Source organism: Leucobacter sp. OLIS6 (genome assembly GCF_002752355.1).
GTDB lineage: Bacteria > Actinomycetota > Actinomycetes > Actinomycetales > Microbacteriaceae > Leucobacter.
In genome coordinates, this window is sequence record NZ_MRAV01000002.1 from 91,710 (window position 1) to 108,317 (window position 16,608).

The 16,608-nt window shown below is 70.6% G+C and carries 14 protein-coding genes; 4 read left to right on the forward strand and 10 right to left on the reverse strand.

Features of this window, described 5'->3' with window-relative positions; all coding sequences use genetic code 11:
- Positions 1-11: 11 nt before the first annotated feature.
- From ppk2 to BMH31_RS02265, 7 genes are all read right to left on the reverse strand, one after another.
- Positions 12-968 carry a polyphosphate kinase 2 gene (ppk2, locus tag BMH31_RS02235; RefSeq protein WP_046455404.1) on the reverse strand — a complete coding sequence of 319 codons (957 nt, stop codon included), beginning with the start codon at positions 966-968 and terminating at the stop codon, positions 12-14.
- Between the two features lie 85 nt (positions 969-1,053).
- Positions 1,054-1,977, reverse strand: a complete 924-nt coding sequence (locus BMH31_RS02240) for an ROK family protein (protein ID WP_099722947.1) — start codon at positions 1,975-1,977, stop codon at positions 1,054-1,056.
- Positions 1,974-3,509 (reverse strand): glycoside hydrolase family 3 N-terminal domain-containing protein, encoded by a 1,536-nt coding sequence (locus tag BMH31_RS02245; protein ID WP_099722946.1) that lies wholly within the window; start codon positions 3,507-3,509, stop codon positions 1,974-1,976. Before BMH31_RS02245 ends, BMH31_RS02240 begins: the two co-directional genes overlap by 4 nt.
- Positions 3,506-4,405: a carbohydrate ABC transporter permease gene (locus BMH31_RS02250; protein ID WP_099722945.1), complete on the reverse strand. Its 900-nt coding sequence runs from the start codon at positions 4,403-4,405 to the stop codon at positions 3,506-3,508. Before BMH31_RS02250 ends, BMH31_RS02245 begins: the two co-directional genes overlap by 4 nt.
- Entirely contained in the window at positions 4,402-5,322 is a 921-nt protein-coding gene (locus BMH31_RS02255; RefSeq protein ID WP_099722944.1) for a sugar ABC transporter permease, read from the reverse strand. The genes BMH31_RS02250 and BMH31_RS02255 overlap by 4 nt, the downstream gene beginning before the upstream one ends.
- A gap of 217 nt (positions 5,323-5,539) precedes the next feature.
- Positions 5,540-6,889, reverse strand: coding sequence for an extracellular solute-binding protein (locus BMH31_RS02260; RefSeq protein WP_099722943.1), 1,350 nt, complete (start codon positions 6,887-6,889; stop codon positions 5,540-5,542).
- 95 nt (positions 6,890-6,984) lie between these two features.
- Positions 6,985-8,145 carry an ROK family transcriptional regulator gene (locus tag BMH31_RS02265; protein ID WP_099722942.1) on the reverse strand — a complete coding sequence of 387 codons (1,161 nt, stop codon included), beginning with the start codon at positions 8,143-8,145 and terminating at the stop codon, positions 6,985-6,987.
- A gap of 259 nt (positions 8,146-8,404) precedes the next feature.
- Between BMH31_RS02265 and BMH31_RS02270 the strand changes: the two genes are divergently transcribed.
- The gene (locus BMH31_RS02270) at positions 8,405-9,712 is read left to right on the forward strand and encodes a M23 family metallopeptidase (RefSeq protein ID WP_099722941.1); all 1,308 of its coding nucleotides are present in this window, start codon (positions 8,405-8,407) and stop codon (positions 9,710-9,712) included.
- Between the two features lie 95 nt (positions 9,713-9,807).
- Here the strand turns inward: BMH31_RS02270 and ppa are convergent, their stop codons facing one another.
- The 3 genes from ppa to BMH31_RS02285 all read right to left on the reverse strand — a co-directional run bounded on the left by ppa (position 9,808) and on the right by BMH31_RS02285 (position 12,940).
- A complete protein-coding gene (ppa, locus tag BMH31_RS02275) occupies positions 9,808-10,302 on the reverse strand; it encodes an inorganic diphosphatase (protein ID WP_099722940.1) in 495 nt (164 codons plus the stop codon).
- A 181-nt stretch (positions 10,303-10,483) separates the two neighbouring features.
- Positions 10,484-12,034 (reverse strand): cell wall-binding repeat-containing protein, encoded by a 1,551-nt coding sequence (locus BMH31_RS02280; RefSeq protein ID WP_099722939.1) that lies wholly within the window; start codon positions 12,032-12,034, stop codon positions 10,484-10,486.
- A gap of 120 nt (positions 12,035-12,154) precedes the next feature.
- Positions 12,155-12,940: a helix-turn-helix transcriptional regulator gene (locus tag BMH31_RS02285; RefSeq protein WP_199068223.1), complete on the reverse strand. Its 786-nt coding sequence runs from the start codon at positions 12,938-12,940 to the stop codon at positions 12,155-12,157.
- A 74-nt stretch (positions 12,941-13,014) separates the two neighbouring features.
- Between BMH31_RS02285 and ilvD the strand changes: the two genes are divergently transcribed.
- Genes ilvD through hpt form a run of 3 tightly spaced genes read left to right on the forward strand, consistent with a single transcriptional unit; the run spans position 13,015 to position 16,493 of the window.
- Entirely contained in the window at positions 13,015-14,889 is a 1,875-nt protein-coding gene (gene ilvD, locus BMH31_RS02290; RefSeq protein ID WP_099722938.1) for a dihydroxy-acid dehydratase, read from the forward strand.
- Between the two features lie 10 nt (positions 14,890-14,899).
- The gene (gene tilS, locus BMH31_RS02295) at positions 14,900-15,964 is read left to right on the forward strand and encodes a tRNA lysidine(34) synthetase TilS (RefSeq protein ID WP_241898095.1); all 1,065 of its coding nucleotides are present in this window, start codon (positions 14,900-14,902) and stop codon (positions 15,962-15,964) included.
- Positions 15,939-16,493, forward strand: coding sequence for a hypoxanthine phosphoribosyltransferase (gene hpt, locus BMH31_RS02300; protein WP_099722936.1), 555 nt, complete (start codon positions 15,939-15,941; stop codon positions 16,491-16,493). Before tilS ends, hpt begins: the two co-directional genes overlap by 26 nt.
- Positions 16,494-16,608 lie beyond the last annotated feature (115 nt).

The following is a 16,608-nucleotide window of genomic DNA, read 5'->3' on the forward strand; positions in this document are numbered from 1 at the left end:
CGGGATCCTGATCAGCTCCGGCCCGACACCACGGGGAACGTGCCCGAGGGGGTCTCGCCCTCGTCGTACACGCTCGCGGGCGCGCCGATGATCCGCGGATCGGGGGTGCCGACCACCTTGCGGTCCTTGTCGGGGTAGTCGAACTGCGACAGCACCCAGCGCATCGCCTCGAGGCGGGCGCGCTTCTTGTCGTTCGACTTGACGACCGTCCACGGTGCCTGCGGGGTGTCCGTGTAGAAGAACATGGCCTCCTTGGCGGCCGTGTAGTCGTCCCACTTGTCGAGGCTCGCGAGGTCGGTGGGGGACAGCTTCCACTGCTTCACCACGTCCTGCGAGCGCGACATGAAGCGATCGTGCTGCTCGGCGCGACCCACCGAGAACCAGAACTTGATGAGGTGCACCCCCGACTGCACGAGCATCCGCTCGAACTCGGGCGCGGACCGCGTGAACTCGAGGTACTCCTGCGGGGTGCAGTAGCCCATGACCCGCTCGACGCCGGCGCGGTTGTACCAGGACCGGTCGAACATGACGATCTCGCCGCCCGAGGGCAGGTGCTGCACGTAGCGCTGGAAATACCACTGGCTGCGCTCGCGGTCGGTCGGGATCTCGAGCGCCACCACGCGGGCGCCGCGCGGGTTGAGGTGCTCCATGAAGCGCTTGATCGCGCCGCCCTTGCCCGCGGCATCGCGGCCCTCGAACAGGAGCACGATCTTCTGGCCGCTCTCCTTCACCCAGGCCTGCAGCTTGAGGAGCTCGATCTGCAGCTTGCGCTTCTCGCGCTCGTAGGCGGACCGCGAGAGTTTCACATCGTAGGGGTAGCCCTGCCGCCAGGGCGCCTCCGGAGACACGTCGAGACGGCGCGGAGCTCCCGCTCGGCGCAGCTCGCCGAGCTCGTCGATCTCGGGCGTGACGTCGATCTGATCGGGGCCTGCAGCGACGAAGCTCGCGGCGTCCAACGGTTCGCTCATGGGGATCCTCACGGTCGGGATTCCAGCCTATGCCGATCCCGTGCGTGCGCGGGGCGTGTTCCGGTGAACGGTCGGCGACGAGTCGTCAGCGGTCGGCGGAGAGCGCCGCGCCGACGGCCGCGGCGGGGGAGTCGCCGTCGAGCAGGCGTACGCGCTCGGCCAGGGCGGCACCGGCGAGGAACGGGGACGTCGCGGCGCGCGCGTCGAGCTCATTCCGGATCCCCTCGATCAGCGGATCGCCGAGCAGTCGCAGTCCGCCGCCGATGACGATGGCCGAGGGATCGACCGAGAGCGCGAGCAGCTGCACGCAGTGCGCCGCTCCCGAGACGAGCCGGTCGAAGGCGCGCTGCGCGTCCGGATCACCCGCGGCGATCGCCGCGAGGAGCACGCGTCCGGGATGCTCGCCACCGGCCGGCCAGGTCCGCTTCAGCGCGGAACCGCTCGCGGCGGTCTCGAGGCAGCCGCGCTGACCGCAGGCGCAGGGGAGCCCCGCGGAGTCGAAGGGCAGGTGCCCGATCTCGCCGGCGATGCCGGTGCCGCCCCGCCAGGGGACCCCGTCGACGACGACCCCGGCCGCGAGACCGGTGCCGAGGTTCAGGTAGGCGGCGGTACCGCGCAGGCCCAGCAGCGACACGGCGCCGACCGCGGCGGCGGTCACGTCGTTGTCGAGGGTCACGGGCAGCCCGATCCGGGCCGAGAGGTCGGGCCCGAGCGCGAGCGATCGGACGCCGAGATTCACAGCGTCGTGCACGATCCCGCTGCTGCGGTCGACGCGCCCGGGGATCCCGATGCCCACCGATGCGAAGCCGTCGAGCGGCACGCCGGCGCGTTCGGCCAGCGTGCGCACGGCGAGCTCGCTCGAGCGCAGCACCGCGGCCTCGCCGGGCTCGGTCGGCAGCCGCAGGCTTCCCGTCACCGCGCCCGTGGGATCGAGCGAGATCGCCTCGAGCTTGGTGCCGCCGATGTCGAGACCGATGCGCGGCCGGGCGGGAGCGACGCCGACGCTCATGCGGCCGGAGCTTCGAGCACGGAGAGCAATGCCGCTCCGACGAGGCGGGACGAGCCGTAGGTCGAGAGGTCGGCGGGCGACTCGGCGTCGGGCCATCCCATCTCCACCGTGAGCACCGCCGCGCCGCGCTCGCGGAGCGCCGCGATCCCGGCGGCGGCGAAGGAGTGCCGGTGCAGCTCTCGCCCGATGACGATCACCGCGGGTGCATCAGTCCAGATCCCGGGGGTCTCGGCGTCGACGGGGACCTCCGGGCGGGCGCGGAACGCCTCGGCGGCCGGGCCGGTGCCGTCGAGCGGCACCGAGGCGGCGGCGAAGGGGCCCCACGGGGCGAAGCCGACGGCCATGTTCGCGACGGTCTCGACGCGCACCACGGCGGCGCCCGGATGGGCGCGGAGCCAGCCGTGCGCCCGGTCGGTTCCCGAGAAGGAATCGGCGACGCGCAGCAGCTCGTCCGCGGTCACCGCGTCGCTCGCCGCGGACTCCGCCGCGAGGTCGGTGAGCGCGTCCCCGTCGATCGGGGGGACGGCCTCCGCGAGCGCGCGAACCCGAGCGGCGGCGTCGCGCACGCGCGCTGCCGAGAGCTCCCCGGCCTCGACCGCGGCGAGGATCCGATCCTCGATCTCGGTGAGCTGGGCGGGGGTCGTGCCGGGTCCGATGCAGAGCAGGTCGCAGCCGGCCGCGAGCGCCCGTGCGGCCGCAGCCGGGATCCCGATCTCGCCGCTGGCTCCGCGCATGTCGAGCGCGTCGGACACCACGACGCCGTCGAAGCCGAGGCGCTTGCGCAGGATCCCCTGCAGGATCGTGCGGCTGAACGTCGCCGGGGCGTCGGGGTCGACGCGGGGGAGCAGGATGTGGGACGACATGATCGTCCGCGCGCCGGCCGCGATGGCCGAGCGGAAGGGGACGAGCTCGCGCTGCTCGAGCACCTCGGGCGCGACGTCCACCACGGGCAGCGCCAGGTGGCTGTCCTGCGCGGTGTCGCCGTGCCCGGGGAAGTGCTTGGGGCAGGTCGCGACGCCCGCGGCCTGCGCGCCGCGCACCCACGCCGCGACGTGCGCGGCCGCGCGCTCGGGGTCGGACGAGAAGCTGCGGGTGCCGATCACGGGGTTGCGGGGGTTCGCGTTCACATCGGAGTCGGGAGCGAGCACGAGCGAGGCGCCGGCGCTGCGCACCGCGCGGGCGACCCGGGCGCCGATCTCGGCCGTGTAGTCGAGGTCGTCGATGCGGCCGAGGACCGCGGCGCCCGGATAGGGGGCGCCGTCCACGTAGTGCAGGCGGGTGACCTCGCCGCCCTCCTCGTCGATGGCGACGAGCGCGTCCGGACGGGCCTCGCGCAGCGAGCGGCCGAGCGCCCGCAGCTGATCGGCATCGCGCACGTTCTCACCGTAGATGCAGACCGAGTGCAGGCCGTCGCGCAGCGCATCTCGGATCCACTCGGGCGCCTCGAGGCCCGGGAATCCCGGCATCAGGGTCGCGCGCACTTCGGCGCGGAGCCCCTCGGCGGGCTGGAGGGCCGTGCTCCGCGCGCTCATCCCTTGACCGCCCCGCTGACGAGACCGCTGGTCATGCGACCCTGCACGAACAGGAAGAAGATGATGACGGGGATCGCGACGAGGGTCGACGCGGCCATCACCTGACCCCAGTCGATGGTGCGCGAGGCCGACTGCTGCACGAAACCGCGCAGCCAGAGCGGCAGCGTGTGCGACTCGGAGTTCTGCAGGATCACCAGCGCCACCGTGAACTCGTTCCAGGCCTGCAGGAACGCGTAGACGCCGCTCGCCACGAGGCCCGGGGCGAGCAGGGGGAAGGTGATGCGCAGGAAGGCCTGCGTGCGGCTCAGGCCGTCCACCATCGCCGCCTCCTCGAGGTCGGCGGGGACGCCGGCGACGAAGCCGCGCAGCATCCAGATCGTGAACGGCACCACGGCCGCGATGTAGATGATGCTGACGCCGATCACCGAGTTGAGGAGGTTCAGCGAGTCCATCAGCTTGTACTGCGCGATGAACATGCCCTCGGCGGGGAGCATCTGGATGAAGAGCACGGCGAGCACGAAGCTGCGGCGGCCCTTGAACCGGAAACGGCTGATCGCGAGGGCCGCGAGGAACGCGAAGGCGAGGCAGACGATCACGGTGACCAGTGCGATGAGGACGCTCATGCCGAGCGCGGGGAAGAACGTTCCGCCGTCGAGGATCTTCGCGAAGTTGGCGAAGGAACCGCCGAACGGCAGCAGGGTCGGAGTGGTCTGATCGAGCGTCACCGCCGGCAGCAGCGACGAGTTCAACATCCAGTAGACGGGGAACACCCAGATCGCCGAGAGCACGACGCCGAGCACGGCGAAGAGCGTCCGGGCGGTGCGGCGGCTGGTGCCGCGACGGCTGGCGCCGCGACGGCCGATGGCGGTGGCGGTGCGGGGCGCTGCGATGCTCATCGTCCCTCGTCCTCCTTGATCAGATTGCGGACATAAGCCCAGCTGAGGGCGATGGTGAGCAGCAGGACGAAGATCGACATTGCGCTCGCCATCGCGAAGTCGCTGGATCCGATCCCGAGCTGGTAGATGTACGTGCCGAGCACGTCGGTCTGGCTAGCGATCGAGCCGCGATCCTGCAGCATCTTGATCTGCGTGAAGACGCGCAGGTCCCAGATGATCTGGAGCAGCATGACGATACCGAGCACCGGCTTGATGACCGGGAGGATGATGAGGCGCAGACGCTGCCAGGCGGAGGCTCCGTCCATCTGAGCGGCCTCGAGCACCTCGCCGGGCACCTGGGTGAGGCCGGCGTAGATCGAGAACGCGACGAAGGGGACGCTCATCCAGGTCACGACGATGAGCGCGACCAGGAAGAACGAGAGCGGGTTCTGCAGCCAGTTGTGGCCGTCGAAGGGGAGTCCGAGACCGGTGAGCACCCAGTTCACGAGGCCGCGGCGCCAGTCGAAGATCCAGTTCCAGATGGTCATGGCGGCGACGACGGGGGTGGCCCAGGCGAGCAGCAGCGAGATCTGCAGGGTGATCCGCACCCAGGTCGCCGCGGCCTGCATGAGCAGCGCGAGACCGAGGCCGACGGCCATGGTGACGGCGGCCGTGATCAGGCAGAACAGGACCGAGCGGATCACGACGATCCACGTCTCGGCGGAGGTGAACAGCTCGGCGTAGTTCGCGAACCAGACGAACTCCGGCGGCTTGCCGAACTGCTGCGCGAGGCCGAAGTGCTGCATCGAGGTGATCAGCTGCCACACGATGGGGTAGCCGAGCGCGAGCAGCACGATGAGGGTCGCCGGGAGCAGCAGCGCGTACGGCACGAACGTCGACGGACGGCGCGGCTTGCGAACGGTGGGTTCGGAACTCATCGAGCGGCCTTTCTTGGTGGGGTGCGGAAGGAGGTCGTCATCCTGCGCGACGGAGCGTGGTCGTCATCCTGCGCGACGGAGGAGTCGCAGGATCCCGGGACCGGGCCGGGATCCTGCGACTCGCTGCGCTCGCGCAGGATGACGCTGAGGGCTACGCCCTCGAGATCCTGCGACTCGTTCCTCGCGCAGGATGACGCTGAGGTCTACGCCCTCGGCATCACTTCTGGTTGAGCAGCGCGTCGAGCTTGGCGTTGGTGTCCTTCGCCAGCTTCTCGAGATCGTTCGAATCGCGGATCTGCGAGAAGAACTCCTCCATGATGTTCTTCGCCTCGATCGACGCCCACCCCGGCGCGGCCGGGGTCAGCTTCGAGTTCGAGGCAGACTCGACGAGGGCCTTCGCGAACTGGTCGTCGCCGAGCGAGGAGGTGTACTCCTGGTTCGCCGGGCCGAGACCGTTCTTGCCGAGCATCTCCTGGTACTCCTTGGAGAAGATGATCCGCATCAGGTCCTTGGAGAGCGCGGGCTCCTTGGTCGCGGCCGAGATGCCGATGTTCGAGCCGCCGGCGAAGACCGGGGCGGGCTTGCCGTCGTTGCCCGGGAGCACGAAGGTGCCGAAGACGGCGTCGTTCCAGACGCGGGTCGGCTCGCCCTTGTCGTCCTTCTTCAGATCGCCGATCGACCAGTGCGCCCAGCCCGGCGCCATGATCGTGGCGGCGCTCAGCGACAGGTTCTGCGTGACCTGGCCGGCCTCGTCCTTGACCTCGTCCGAGTCGTTGAGGAACTGGTACTGGTTCGCATCCTTGGCGTCGTTCGGGGCCTTCGAAGCGGTGCGGTAGAGCTCCTGCAGCTGCTGGAGGCCCTTCAGCGACTCGGGGGAGTCGAGGGTGGCCTTCCACTTGCCGTCCTTCAGCTGCGCGATGTCGCCGCCGTTGGCGAAGATCCACGAGATGCCGTCGCGCCAGTCCTGGCCGCCCAGGTAGAAGCCCGAGAAGTTCTTGATCCCCTTCGGGTTCTTCTCGGCGATCGTCTTGACCGCCGCGTTGAACTCGTCGAGGGTCTTGGGCACCTGCTGGCCCGCGGCGCTCCAGATGTCCTTGCGCATGAACATGTGGCGCGACCCGAAGTAGTAGGGGAGCGTGTAGTTCTTGCCGTCGACCTTGCCGGCGTCGACGAACGACTGCAGCAGGTTCTTGCCGCCGAGCTCGTCGTACATGTCGCTCACGTCGAGGAACGCGCCGACGTTGGTGAAGGTCGGCGACTGGGTGTTGCCGATCTCGGTGACGTCGGGGGTGTTGTTCTTGTCGGGCAGCGAGGTGGTCAGCTTGGTGACGATGTCGCCCCAGGTCTGCTCCTCGATCTTGAGCTCGGCCCCGGTCTTCTTCGTGAACTCCTTCTTGAGGTAGTCGCGGAGTTCCTGGGGGGTGTCGGCGCCGATCACCCACATGGTGATCGACTTGCCCTTGTTGTCGCTGCCCGCGGTGTTCGCGCTGCCCTGCGAGCAGCCCGAGAGCACGAGAGCGGAAGCGACGGCCGCGGCGGCGAGGCCGACGAGCGTTCTCTTCTTCATGGTGATTCCTTTCTGGGGTGCGGTTCCGGCGGTGCCGGTCCGCGAGGTGTTGCGTCGGTGAGGTCTGCGCCCGAGGCCTGGGCCCGGGCGGTGGATCAGGTGATGCCGAGCTGCGCCTGCAGCACGAGGGCCGTGGCGCCGCGCAGGATCAGATCGGCGCCCTGGGAACTGGTGCGGATGACGAGTCCGCGGTGCGACTCGGGGAGCGTGCGCCGCTGGAGGATCTCGAGCGTGGCGTCGGCGAGCACGTCGCCGACGAGCTCCTGAGGGCCGGAGAGGACGATCTCGGAGAGGTTCAGAGCGCCGACGACGGGCGCGAGCACCGTGCCGAGGCGCTGCCCCGCCTCGCGGAGCACGCGCTCGCGCCCGTCGTCGCCGGCTTCCGCGAGCGCGGTCGTGAGTCCGGGGACCGACAGCCAGTGCTCGAGCACCTGCTCGCGGGAGTAGGGGGCGTCGAGCCGGAGGTCGGAACCGACCATCACCTGCCCGATCTCGCCGCCGGCGAAGCTGCTGCCCACGACCGGCACGCCGCCGACGATCAGCCCGGAGCCGAGGCCGTGACCGATGGCGATGAGCATGAGGTCGTCGCCCGCGCCGCCGAAGTTGTGCTCGGCCAGCACACCGGCGTTGCCGTCGTTGGCGACGACGGTGGGAAGGCCCGTGCGCTCCTGCAGGATCCGCTGGAGCGGCACGTCGGCCCAGCCGAGGTTCGGGGCGGTGCGCACGGTACCCGCGTCGTCGACGACGCCCGGGGTCCCGACGCCGAGGCCGAGCAGCGAGAGCTCGGTGCGTGCGATGAGCTCTCCCGCGAGGGCGACCGCGCGCTCGACCGCGGCGTCGCCGACCGCGCCCTCGAGCGGTGCGTCGGCGCGGTGCAGGATCCTGCCGTCGAGGTCGAGCACGGCGCCGCGGAACCGGCGGTGGTCGCTGAGGTCGAGGCTGACGATCGCGCGCGTGGTGCGCGCGAGGTCCACGAGCATGGCGGGCTTGCCGGGGCCGGTGACCTCGCGGGTGCCGAGCTCGAGCATGAGGCCCTCGGCGGTGAGCTCGGAGACGAGGTCGGAGACGGTGACCTTGGTGAGCTGCGTCGCCCGGGCGATGTCGGCCCGGCTGGCGGGGCCGCTGCGGTAGACCGTCTGGAGCACGAGGGTGCGGTTGTGCCGTCGCGCGTCGCCGGGGAGCGCCTTCGCTCCGACGCGGAGCGCGCCGGGGGCACGCCGAGCGGGTGCGGAAGAGCGCTGCGTTGCGGGGTCCATGCGAGTTAGTAAAGCGTACAAACTAATATTGAGCAATATCGGTCGCGGAGATTTCCGTTCCGTGACCGAACCGTGACCGAGATGTGGCGATCCCGCTGTCGGGCTCAAAGTCTCACCTTGAAGCTGAACGTGAGCCGAGAGGACTGCGGCGAGGGGTCTCGGTGGTCGGCGGGGCCGTTTGATACCGTGATCGGGTGTCTGCGTTCGCTTTCGGCGTCCGCGGATCCGTGTACGACGAGCAGTTAGAGGTGGGTTCCGCATGACCGAGCGCCGCAAGGCCAACCGCACCCGCTGGGGGATCCTCGGCGCGCTCGTCATCGCCGCGACCCTGCTGACGGTACCACCGGCCACCCCGCCCGCGGCGCACGCCGTCGATCTGCCGACCTGGGACGACGTGCAGCGCGCCAAGGCGAACCAGGCCGCGACCGACGCCAAGGTCAAGGAGATCGAGCAGCTCATCGTGGGCCAGAAGAAGGAGCTCGATCGGCTGCGCAATCTGCACAGCGACAAGATCGAGGCCAAGAACCTCGCTCAGCAGAAGCTCGTCGAGGCCGCCAAGCGCGCGAGCACGCTCGAGGCCGCTGCTGCGGCCAGCAAGAAGGAAGCGGAGCAGGCGAAGGAGCAGGCGGCCGCGCTCGTGTCGCAGATGTACCGCTCGGGCGGCGTCGACCGCAACCTCGAGCTGTTCCTCGACTCCAACAAGGACACCGCCGACGCACTGCTCGGCCGGCTCGCCTCGATGTCGAAGGCCACCGAGCGCAACACCGTGATCTCCGAGCAGGCCGAGCAGAGCACTAACAACGCCGACTCGCTGAGCAAGCAGGCGGAGTCTGCCAAGGCCGAGCGCGACCGCCTCAGCAAGGAGGCCGAGGTCGCCGAGAAGGCCGCGGCGGATGCCGTGGCGAACCAGGGCGAAGTGGTGCGCAAACAGGAGGACCAGGTCAAGGTCCTCGAGACGCAGCTCGCCGCGCTGCAGGACAAGACCACCAAGACGGTCGCCGGATACCGGGAGCGCCTGCGCCAGGAAGAGCTCGAGCGGCAGCGGATCGAGGCGGAGAACCGTCGCATCCAGGAGGAAGAGCGCAAGCGCCGCGAACAGGAGAACAACAACGGCGGCAACGGCGGTAACCCGCCCGTCAATCCGAACCCCGGCGGCGGCGGCAATAACGGCAGCAGCAACGGCTGGCTGATCCCCGTTACCGGATACTACGTCTCCGAGGGCTTCCGCCCGCCGGGCCGCCCCGACCACACGGGCATCGACCTCGCGACCGCGTACGGCACCCCGATCCGCGCCGCGATGTCGGGCACCGTCGCGTCCGCATACTGGGACGGCTGCGGCGGCAACATGGTCAGCATCAACCACCCCAACGGCTGGCAGACGCGCTACGCCCACATGGCGAGCTGGTCGCTCGTCGGCAACGGCCAGTACGTCCAGCGCGGCCAGGTCGTCGGCTACGTCGGCAGCACCGGCTGCAGCACCGGCCCGCACCTCCACTTCGAGATGCGCCCCGTCCAGGACAACAACTGGTCCGACTTCGTGAACCCGGCGTTCGTCATCAACTTCTGAACCGGAGCCGCTGCACAGCGGTGAAAGGCGAAGGGGGCGGGGATCATGCGATCCCCGCCCCCTTCGACGTACCGGAGCCGTGCGGCTCCGCAGGCTCAGTGGCCCTCGGCCCGCAGGCGCTCCTGAGCTTCGACAATGAGCTGCTCGGCGTCGGCGGCCGAACCCCAGGCGTCGACCTTGACCCACTTGCCGGGCTCGAGGTCCTTGTAGTGCTCGAAGAAGTGCTCGATCTCCTTGCGGGTGTACTCCGGGATATCGGCGACGTCCTGGATGTGCGCCCAGCGCGGATCCTTGTGCTGCACCGCGATGACCTTGTCGTCGCCGCCGGCCTCGTCGCTCATCTTGAGCACGCCGACCGGGCGCACCTTGATGCCCACGCCGGGGAACACCGGGTAGTCGAGCAGCACGAGCACGTCGAGCGGATCGCCGTCCTCGCCGAGGGTCTCCTCGAAGAAGCCGTAGTCGGTGGGGTAGACGAAGCCCGTGTAGAGCACGCGATCGAGGTACACCCGGCCGGTCTCGTGGTCGACCTCGTACTTGTTGCGGCTCCCCTTGGGGATCTCGATGACGGCGTCGAATGCTGCGGTCATGTGCGGCTCCTTGCGATGTGTTGCGGTGGATCGTGGCTCGGCACGGCGTGCGTGCCGGGATCCGGGCGCACCGGATCACGGGTCAAGCGTACCCGGACCCCGTCCGCTGATCCGCGGCTCAGGCGGTGACGTTCAGGAGGTGAAGGTGAAGCGGGAGACGCGAACCGGGTGGTCGTCGCGCCTATGGGACGACGTAGGCGCCGAGCTGGGACTGCACGTCCTGGCTGAAGACCCCGGTGCCGCCGAGCACGACGACCTGGCGCGGGGCGAGCCGGCCCAGCTCCGACTGCACCGCGAGGGGGATCGAGTCGGGGCGCACGTAGAGCACGGGGCCGCGCCGGGCCCCTGCGGCCGCTGCCCCCGAGAGCGCGTCGGGGAAGTCGAGGCCGCTCGCGAGGTAGACGACGGGAACGCCCGGAGCGTACTCGGTCTGCGAGAGCGCGGTGGACGTGGCGAAGCGATCCGATCCGGCCGCGCGGGTCACGGGCCCTGCGGTGTAGGCCTGGACCTGGGCCTGGACCGCAGGGGTGACGACCGCGGTGCCGCCGACGACGACGATCCGGCTCGGCTTGAGCCGCTCGAGTTCCGCGGCGATCTCGCCCGGGACCGAGTCGGGTCGCACCATCAGCAGCGGCCCGCCGTTCGTTCCGGCCACGCCGCCGGCGGGAAGCGAATCCGGGAAATCCAGGCCGTTCGCGATGTAGGCGACCGAGGCGCCCTGGGCGAAGGTCGCGCGGGACACCGCTGCGGAGGTTCCGAACCGATCGGCGCCCGACAGGCGGCTCACCGCGCCCGCGGTGTAGGACTTCAGTTGCGTTTCGACCGTGGAGGAGACGACGCCCGTGCCGCCGAGGACGACGATGCGCTGCGGCTTCAGCCGCTGGAGCTCGCCGGCGATCGCGGTCGGGATCGACCCCGGCCGGACGAGCAGCACCGGACCCTGTCCCGTTCCGGCGGCCGCCGAGCCCGAGAGCGCGTCGGGGAAATCGAGCCCGTTCGCGACGTAGGCGACCGGGGCGCCTGCCGGGAAGGTCCCGCGCGAGACCGCGGCCGAGGTCTCGTACCGGTCCAGCCCGGCCAGGCGCGACGCCTGCGGACCCTGCGGGTCCGGCGCCGGGGTGCCGAGCCGCCAGAAGCGGGAGCCGGCCGGCGGCACCCACTCGTGCCGGCTGACGGTCAGGTCGCTGCCCGCGGCGTTCGAATCGACCACGTCGTAGCGGCCGCCGCCCAGGTTCCGCACCACGATGGCGGTGTGCAGCGGCCACGCCCCGTCGCTGTCGCCGACCTGGATGATGTCGCCCATGACGACGCCCGGGCCGCCGGCGACCTCGATGCCCTCCTTGGCGAAGCCGGCCTGGTAACCCGGCGCGGGGTTCTTGCCGAACACCAGGATCGAGACGCAGTTCACGAACTGCTTGCACTGCCCGCCCGCCCAGTCGCTCAGCGTCAGGCCGGCTTCTCGGCAGGCGACGTTCCCCGGCTTCCCCACGTACGTGAGGGCCTTCCGAGCGAGTCGCGCGTTCTCGACGCGGGACGGGACGCCAGCGGCAGCGATCCGCTGCGGCTGCGGAGCTCCCGGCCCGGGCTCGGTGCCGGCGGGCGCGGAATCGGTCGGGATCTGCGGCAGCCAGGGTTCGTTGGCGAGGGCGGGATCGGCGGCGGTGGCGATCGGGCTGAGCAGCGCCGCGCCGACGAGGACGGCCGCGATGGCGGTGCGTGCACTGCGAAGCAAGGAGGGCTCCTGAGCTCGGGACGGGAGGCGCCGGACGCGCGGAGGGGCGCTGGCACACGGGAGAGCACAGTCTAGAAGAGGTCTGCGCGGAACGCGAGGCTCCGTCGGCGGCGAAGCCGCTCAGTCGATCGGGACGTAGGCGACCACGTGCAGGCCGGTGGTGTCCGACGGCACGAGCCGGTGGTGCTCGAAGCGACGCACTCCGTCGGGCAGCACGAAGACGCGGGTGCGCGAGGTGAAGCGTTCGATCGCGTGCTCCGCCCACTGGGTCCGGAAGTCGGGGCTGGCGTCGCGCAGTCGGGCCACGAGCGATCGGTGCCGGTCGGAGCTCAGCCGGACGCCCGATTCGGTTCGGAATTCGGCCAGGAAGCTGCGGCTGTCGCGCTCCCAGTCGGGCAGCATGCTCCGCAGCCGGGGATCCGTGTAGACGAGCCAGATCAGGTTGCGGTCCTCGGGCGGCAGCGCGGCGATCGGCGGGTAGAGCTCCGCGTACCCGGCGTTCCACCCGACGATCGCCCAGTCTGCGGCCACGATGAACGCGGGGAAGGGGAGCGCGTCGACCAGGTGCTGCAGGTGCTCCGGGGCCGTCTCGGGCGATGGTCCCTCGGACCCCTCCGCGGGGGCCGCGAGGGCGACGATGTAGTCCGCCTCGTCGGGCGAGAGGTGCAGCACGCGGGCCACCGCCGCGAGCACCTGGTGCGAGACGTTGATGTCGCGTCCCTGCTCGAGCCAGGTGTACCAGCTCACGCTGACGCCGGCGAGCGCTGAGATCTCCTCCCGGCTCAGGCCGGTGTCGCGCCTGCGGGTGCCCTGCGGGAGCCCGAGGTCGGCGCGACGCAGTGCGCGCCTGCGGGTGGCGAGGAACTCGCCCAGTTGCTCGCGGCGGGGCGTGCGCGGTCGGATCACGAACCAACAGTACTCCGAGTACCAGTACCCGCCGTAACTTTGCGATCCCCGCGAACTCCGACAAAATGCGGAGCATGGTCATCTATCGTTCCCACACGGTCACCCACGGACGCAACATGGCGGGCGCCCGGGCGCTGTTCCGCGCCGCCGGCGTCAACGGTGCCGATCTCGGTCGCAAGCCGATCATCGCGGTCGCGAACTCGTTCACCGAGTTCGTCCCGGGGCACACCCACCTCGCACCCGTCGGGCGCATCGTGTCGGACGCGATCACCGCCGCGGGCGGCATCCCCCGCGAGTTCAACACCATCGCGGTCGACGACGGGATCGCGATGGGCCACGGCGGCATGCTCTATTCGCTGCCCTCGCGCGACCTGATCGCCGACTCGGTCGAGTACATGACCAATGCGCACTGCGCCGACGCGCTCATCTGCATCTCGAACTGCGACAAGATCACCCCGGGCATGCTGCTCGCGGCGCTCCGGCTCAACATCCCGACCGTGTTCGTCTCGGGCGGACCGATGGAGTCGGGCCGCGCCGTGCTCGCGAACGGCATGGTGCGCACGCTCGACCTCGTCGACGCGATCTCCGAGGCCGTGAACGAGAACGTCTCGGACGAGGACATCCAGAGGATCGAGGAATCGGCCTGCCCGACCTGCGGCTCGTGCTCGGGCATGTTCACCGCGAACTCGATGAACTGCCTCACCGAGGCGATCGGCCTGTCGCTGCCCGGCAACGGCTCGACCCTGGCCACGCACACCGCGCGCCGCGCGCTCTACGAGAAGGCGGGCGCGCTGGTCGTCGACATCACGAAGCGTTATTACGAGGGCGACGACACTTCTGTGCTGCCGCGCAACATCGCGACCCCCGCCGCCTTCGAGAACGCCATGGCGCTCGACATCGCCATGGGCGGATCGACCAACACGATCCTGCACCTGCTCGCCGCGGCGCACGAGGCCGGCGTCGACTTCGGCCTCGACGAGATCGATGCGGTCTCGCGCCGCGTGCCCTGCCTCGCCAAGGTGGCACCGAACGTCGCGAACGGCAAGACGTACTACATGGAGGACGTGCACCGCGCGGGCGGCATCCCCGCCCTGCTCGGCGAGCTGCGCCGCGGCGGCATGCTCGACGACCAGGTGCACACGGTGCACTCGGCGACGCTCGGCGAGTGGCTCGACGAGTGGGACGTGCGCGGCGGCAAGGCCAGCGACGAGGCGTTCGAGCTCTGGCACGCGGCCCCCGGCGGCAAGCGATCCTCGACCGCGTTCTCGCAGTCGGAGCGCTGGCGCGACCTCGACCTCGACGCCGAGAACGGCTGCATCCACAGTGTCGAGCACGCCTACTCGAAGGACGGCGGCCTCGGCGTGCTGCGCGGCAACCTCGCCGTCGACGGCGCAGTCGTCAAGACCGCCGGCGTCGACGAGTCGATCTGGACCTTCTCGGGCCCCGCCGTCGTCTGCGAATCGCAGGACGAGGCGGTCGAGAAGATCCTGAACAAGCAGGTGACCGAGGGTGACGTCGTCGTGATCCGCTACGAGGGGCCGAAGGGCGGCCCCGGCATGCAGGAGATGCTCTACCCGACCTCGTTCCTCAAGGGTCGCGGCCTGGGCAAGGCCTGCGCGCTCGTGACCGACGGCCGCTTCTCGGGCGGCACCTCGGGGCTCTCGATCGGGCACGTCTCGCCCGAGGCGGCCGCCGGCGGTGTCATCGCCCTCGTCGAGGACGGCGACATCGTGTCGATCGACATCCCCACCCGCAAGCTCGCCCTCGACGTGCCGCAGGAGGAGCTCGATCGCCGACGCGCCGAGCTCGAGGCGAACGGCGGATACCGCCCGAAGAGCCGCGTGCGGGAGGTCTCGCCGGCGCTGCGCGCCTATGCGGCGTTCGCCCAGTCGGCCGACAAGGGCGCGGTGCGGGTGGTCCCCGAACCGGGCGAGACGATCACGTTCTGAGCTCGGGATCGTGACTCCCAGACTCCCACCGCTCGATCCGGCGGTCGCCGAGATCCGGCTCGCGCTGCGGCGCGCGCTGGGATCCGGCGACTCCGCCGTCGCGCGACGGTCCGACGCTCCGCTCGTGCTCGTCGCGCTGTCCGGCGGTGCCGACTCGCTCGCGCTCGCGGCGGCGGCGGCCCACGAGGCGCGGGCGGGCGGGCACCGCTTCGGCGCCGTGGTCGTGGACCACGGACTGCAGGAGGGCTCCGCCGACGTCGCCGAGCGCGCCGCCGAGCAGGCTCGGACGCTCGGCCTCGATCCGGTGCTCGTGCGCCCGGTCGCCGTCGACGCCGCGGATCTCGACGGCCCGGAGGCCGCCGCCCGGCGCGCCCGGTACGCCGCGCTCGAGGCCGCGGCCGACGAGACGGGAGCAGCGGCGATCCTCACCGCGCACACGCGCGACGACCAGGCCGAGCAAGTGCTGCTCGGCCTCTCGCGCGGCTCGGGCACGCGATCCATCGCGGGGATCCCCCCGCGCCGCGGCCGGATCCTGCGCCCGCTGCTCGGCGTTCCCCGATCCAGCACCGAGGCCGCCTGCGCGGCGCAGGGACTGGATCCCTGGAGCGATCCGCAGAACGCGGACCCGGTCTTCGCCCGTGTCCGGGCCCGAACGTCGGTGCTCCCCGTCCTCGAGCGGGAGCTGGGCCCCGGCGTGACCGCTGCGCTCGCCCGCAGCGCCGAGCAGGCGCGCGAGGACGCGGACGCGCTCGACGAGATGGTCGACGAGTGCATCGAGGAGCTGGTCGAGTTCGCCGAGGCGGGGATCGCGGTGCTGATCCCCGCGCTCGCAGCGAACCCGGCGGCGATCCGGCACCGGGTGATCCGACGGGTGGCGCGCGACGAGTTCGGCGCGCTGCTCTCGCGGACCCACACGATCGAGATCGATCGGCTGATCACCGAGTGGCGCGGTCAGGGACCGCTCACCGTCCCCGGCGCTACAGTAGTTCGTGCCGGTGAGCGCCTCGTGTTCACCGCCGCCACCCCTTTCGAGCGAGAGCAGGAGTCACATGGACGCGTCCCACCTCGGCGATGACCTCACGGTCGTGCTGCACACCGAAGCCGAGCTGCACGCACGGCTCGCGGAGCTGGCGCGCGAGATCGAAGCCGACTACCGGGACGAGCCGCCGCTGCTCGTCGGCGTCCTCAAAGGCGCCGTCATGGTCATGGCGGATCTCTCGCGCGAACTCCGCTTCCACGCCGAGATGGACTGGATGGCAGTCAGCTCGTACGGCGCCGGCACCAAGTCGAGCGGCGTCGTCAAGATCATGAAGGACCTCGACGCAGACCTCACCGGCCGCGACGTGCTCATCGTCGAGGACATCATCGACTCCGGGCTCACCCTGTCGTGGCTGAAGGAGAACCTCGAGAGCCGCGGCGCGAAGTCGGTGCGCATCTGCACCATGCTGCGCAAGCCCGAGGCGATGAAGGTCGACCTCGAGGTCGACTACGTCGGCTACGACATCCCCGTCGACTTCGTCGTCGGCTACGGGCTCGACTACGCCGAGCGCTACCGCAACCTGCGCGACGTCGCGATCCTCGCACCGCACGTCTACAGCGAGTAACCCGGCGATTCGGAGCCGCTCCTCGGTTCGCCCTCGGCGGAAGCCGGGGGCGTTGTCAGACCGGGCGGCTACGCTTGCACTCGTGAAGTCCGGTGCGGCACGCGCCGCATCGGCA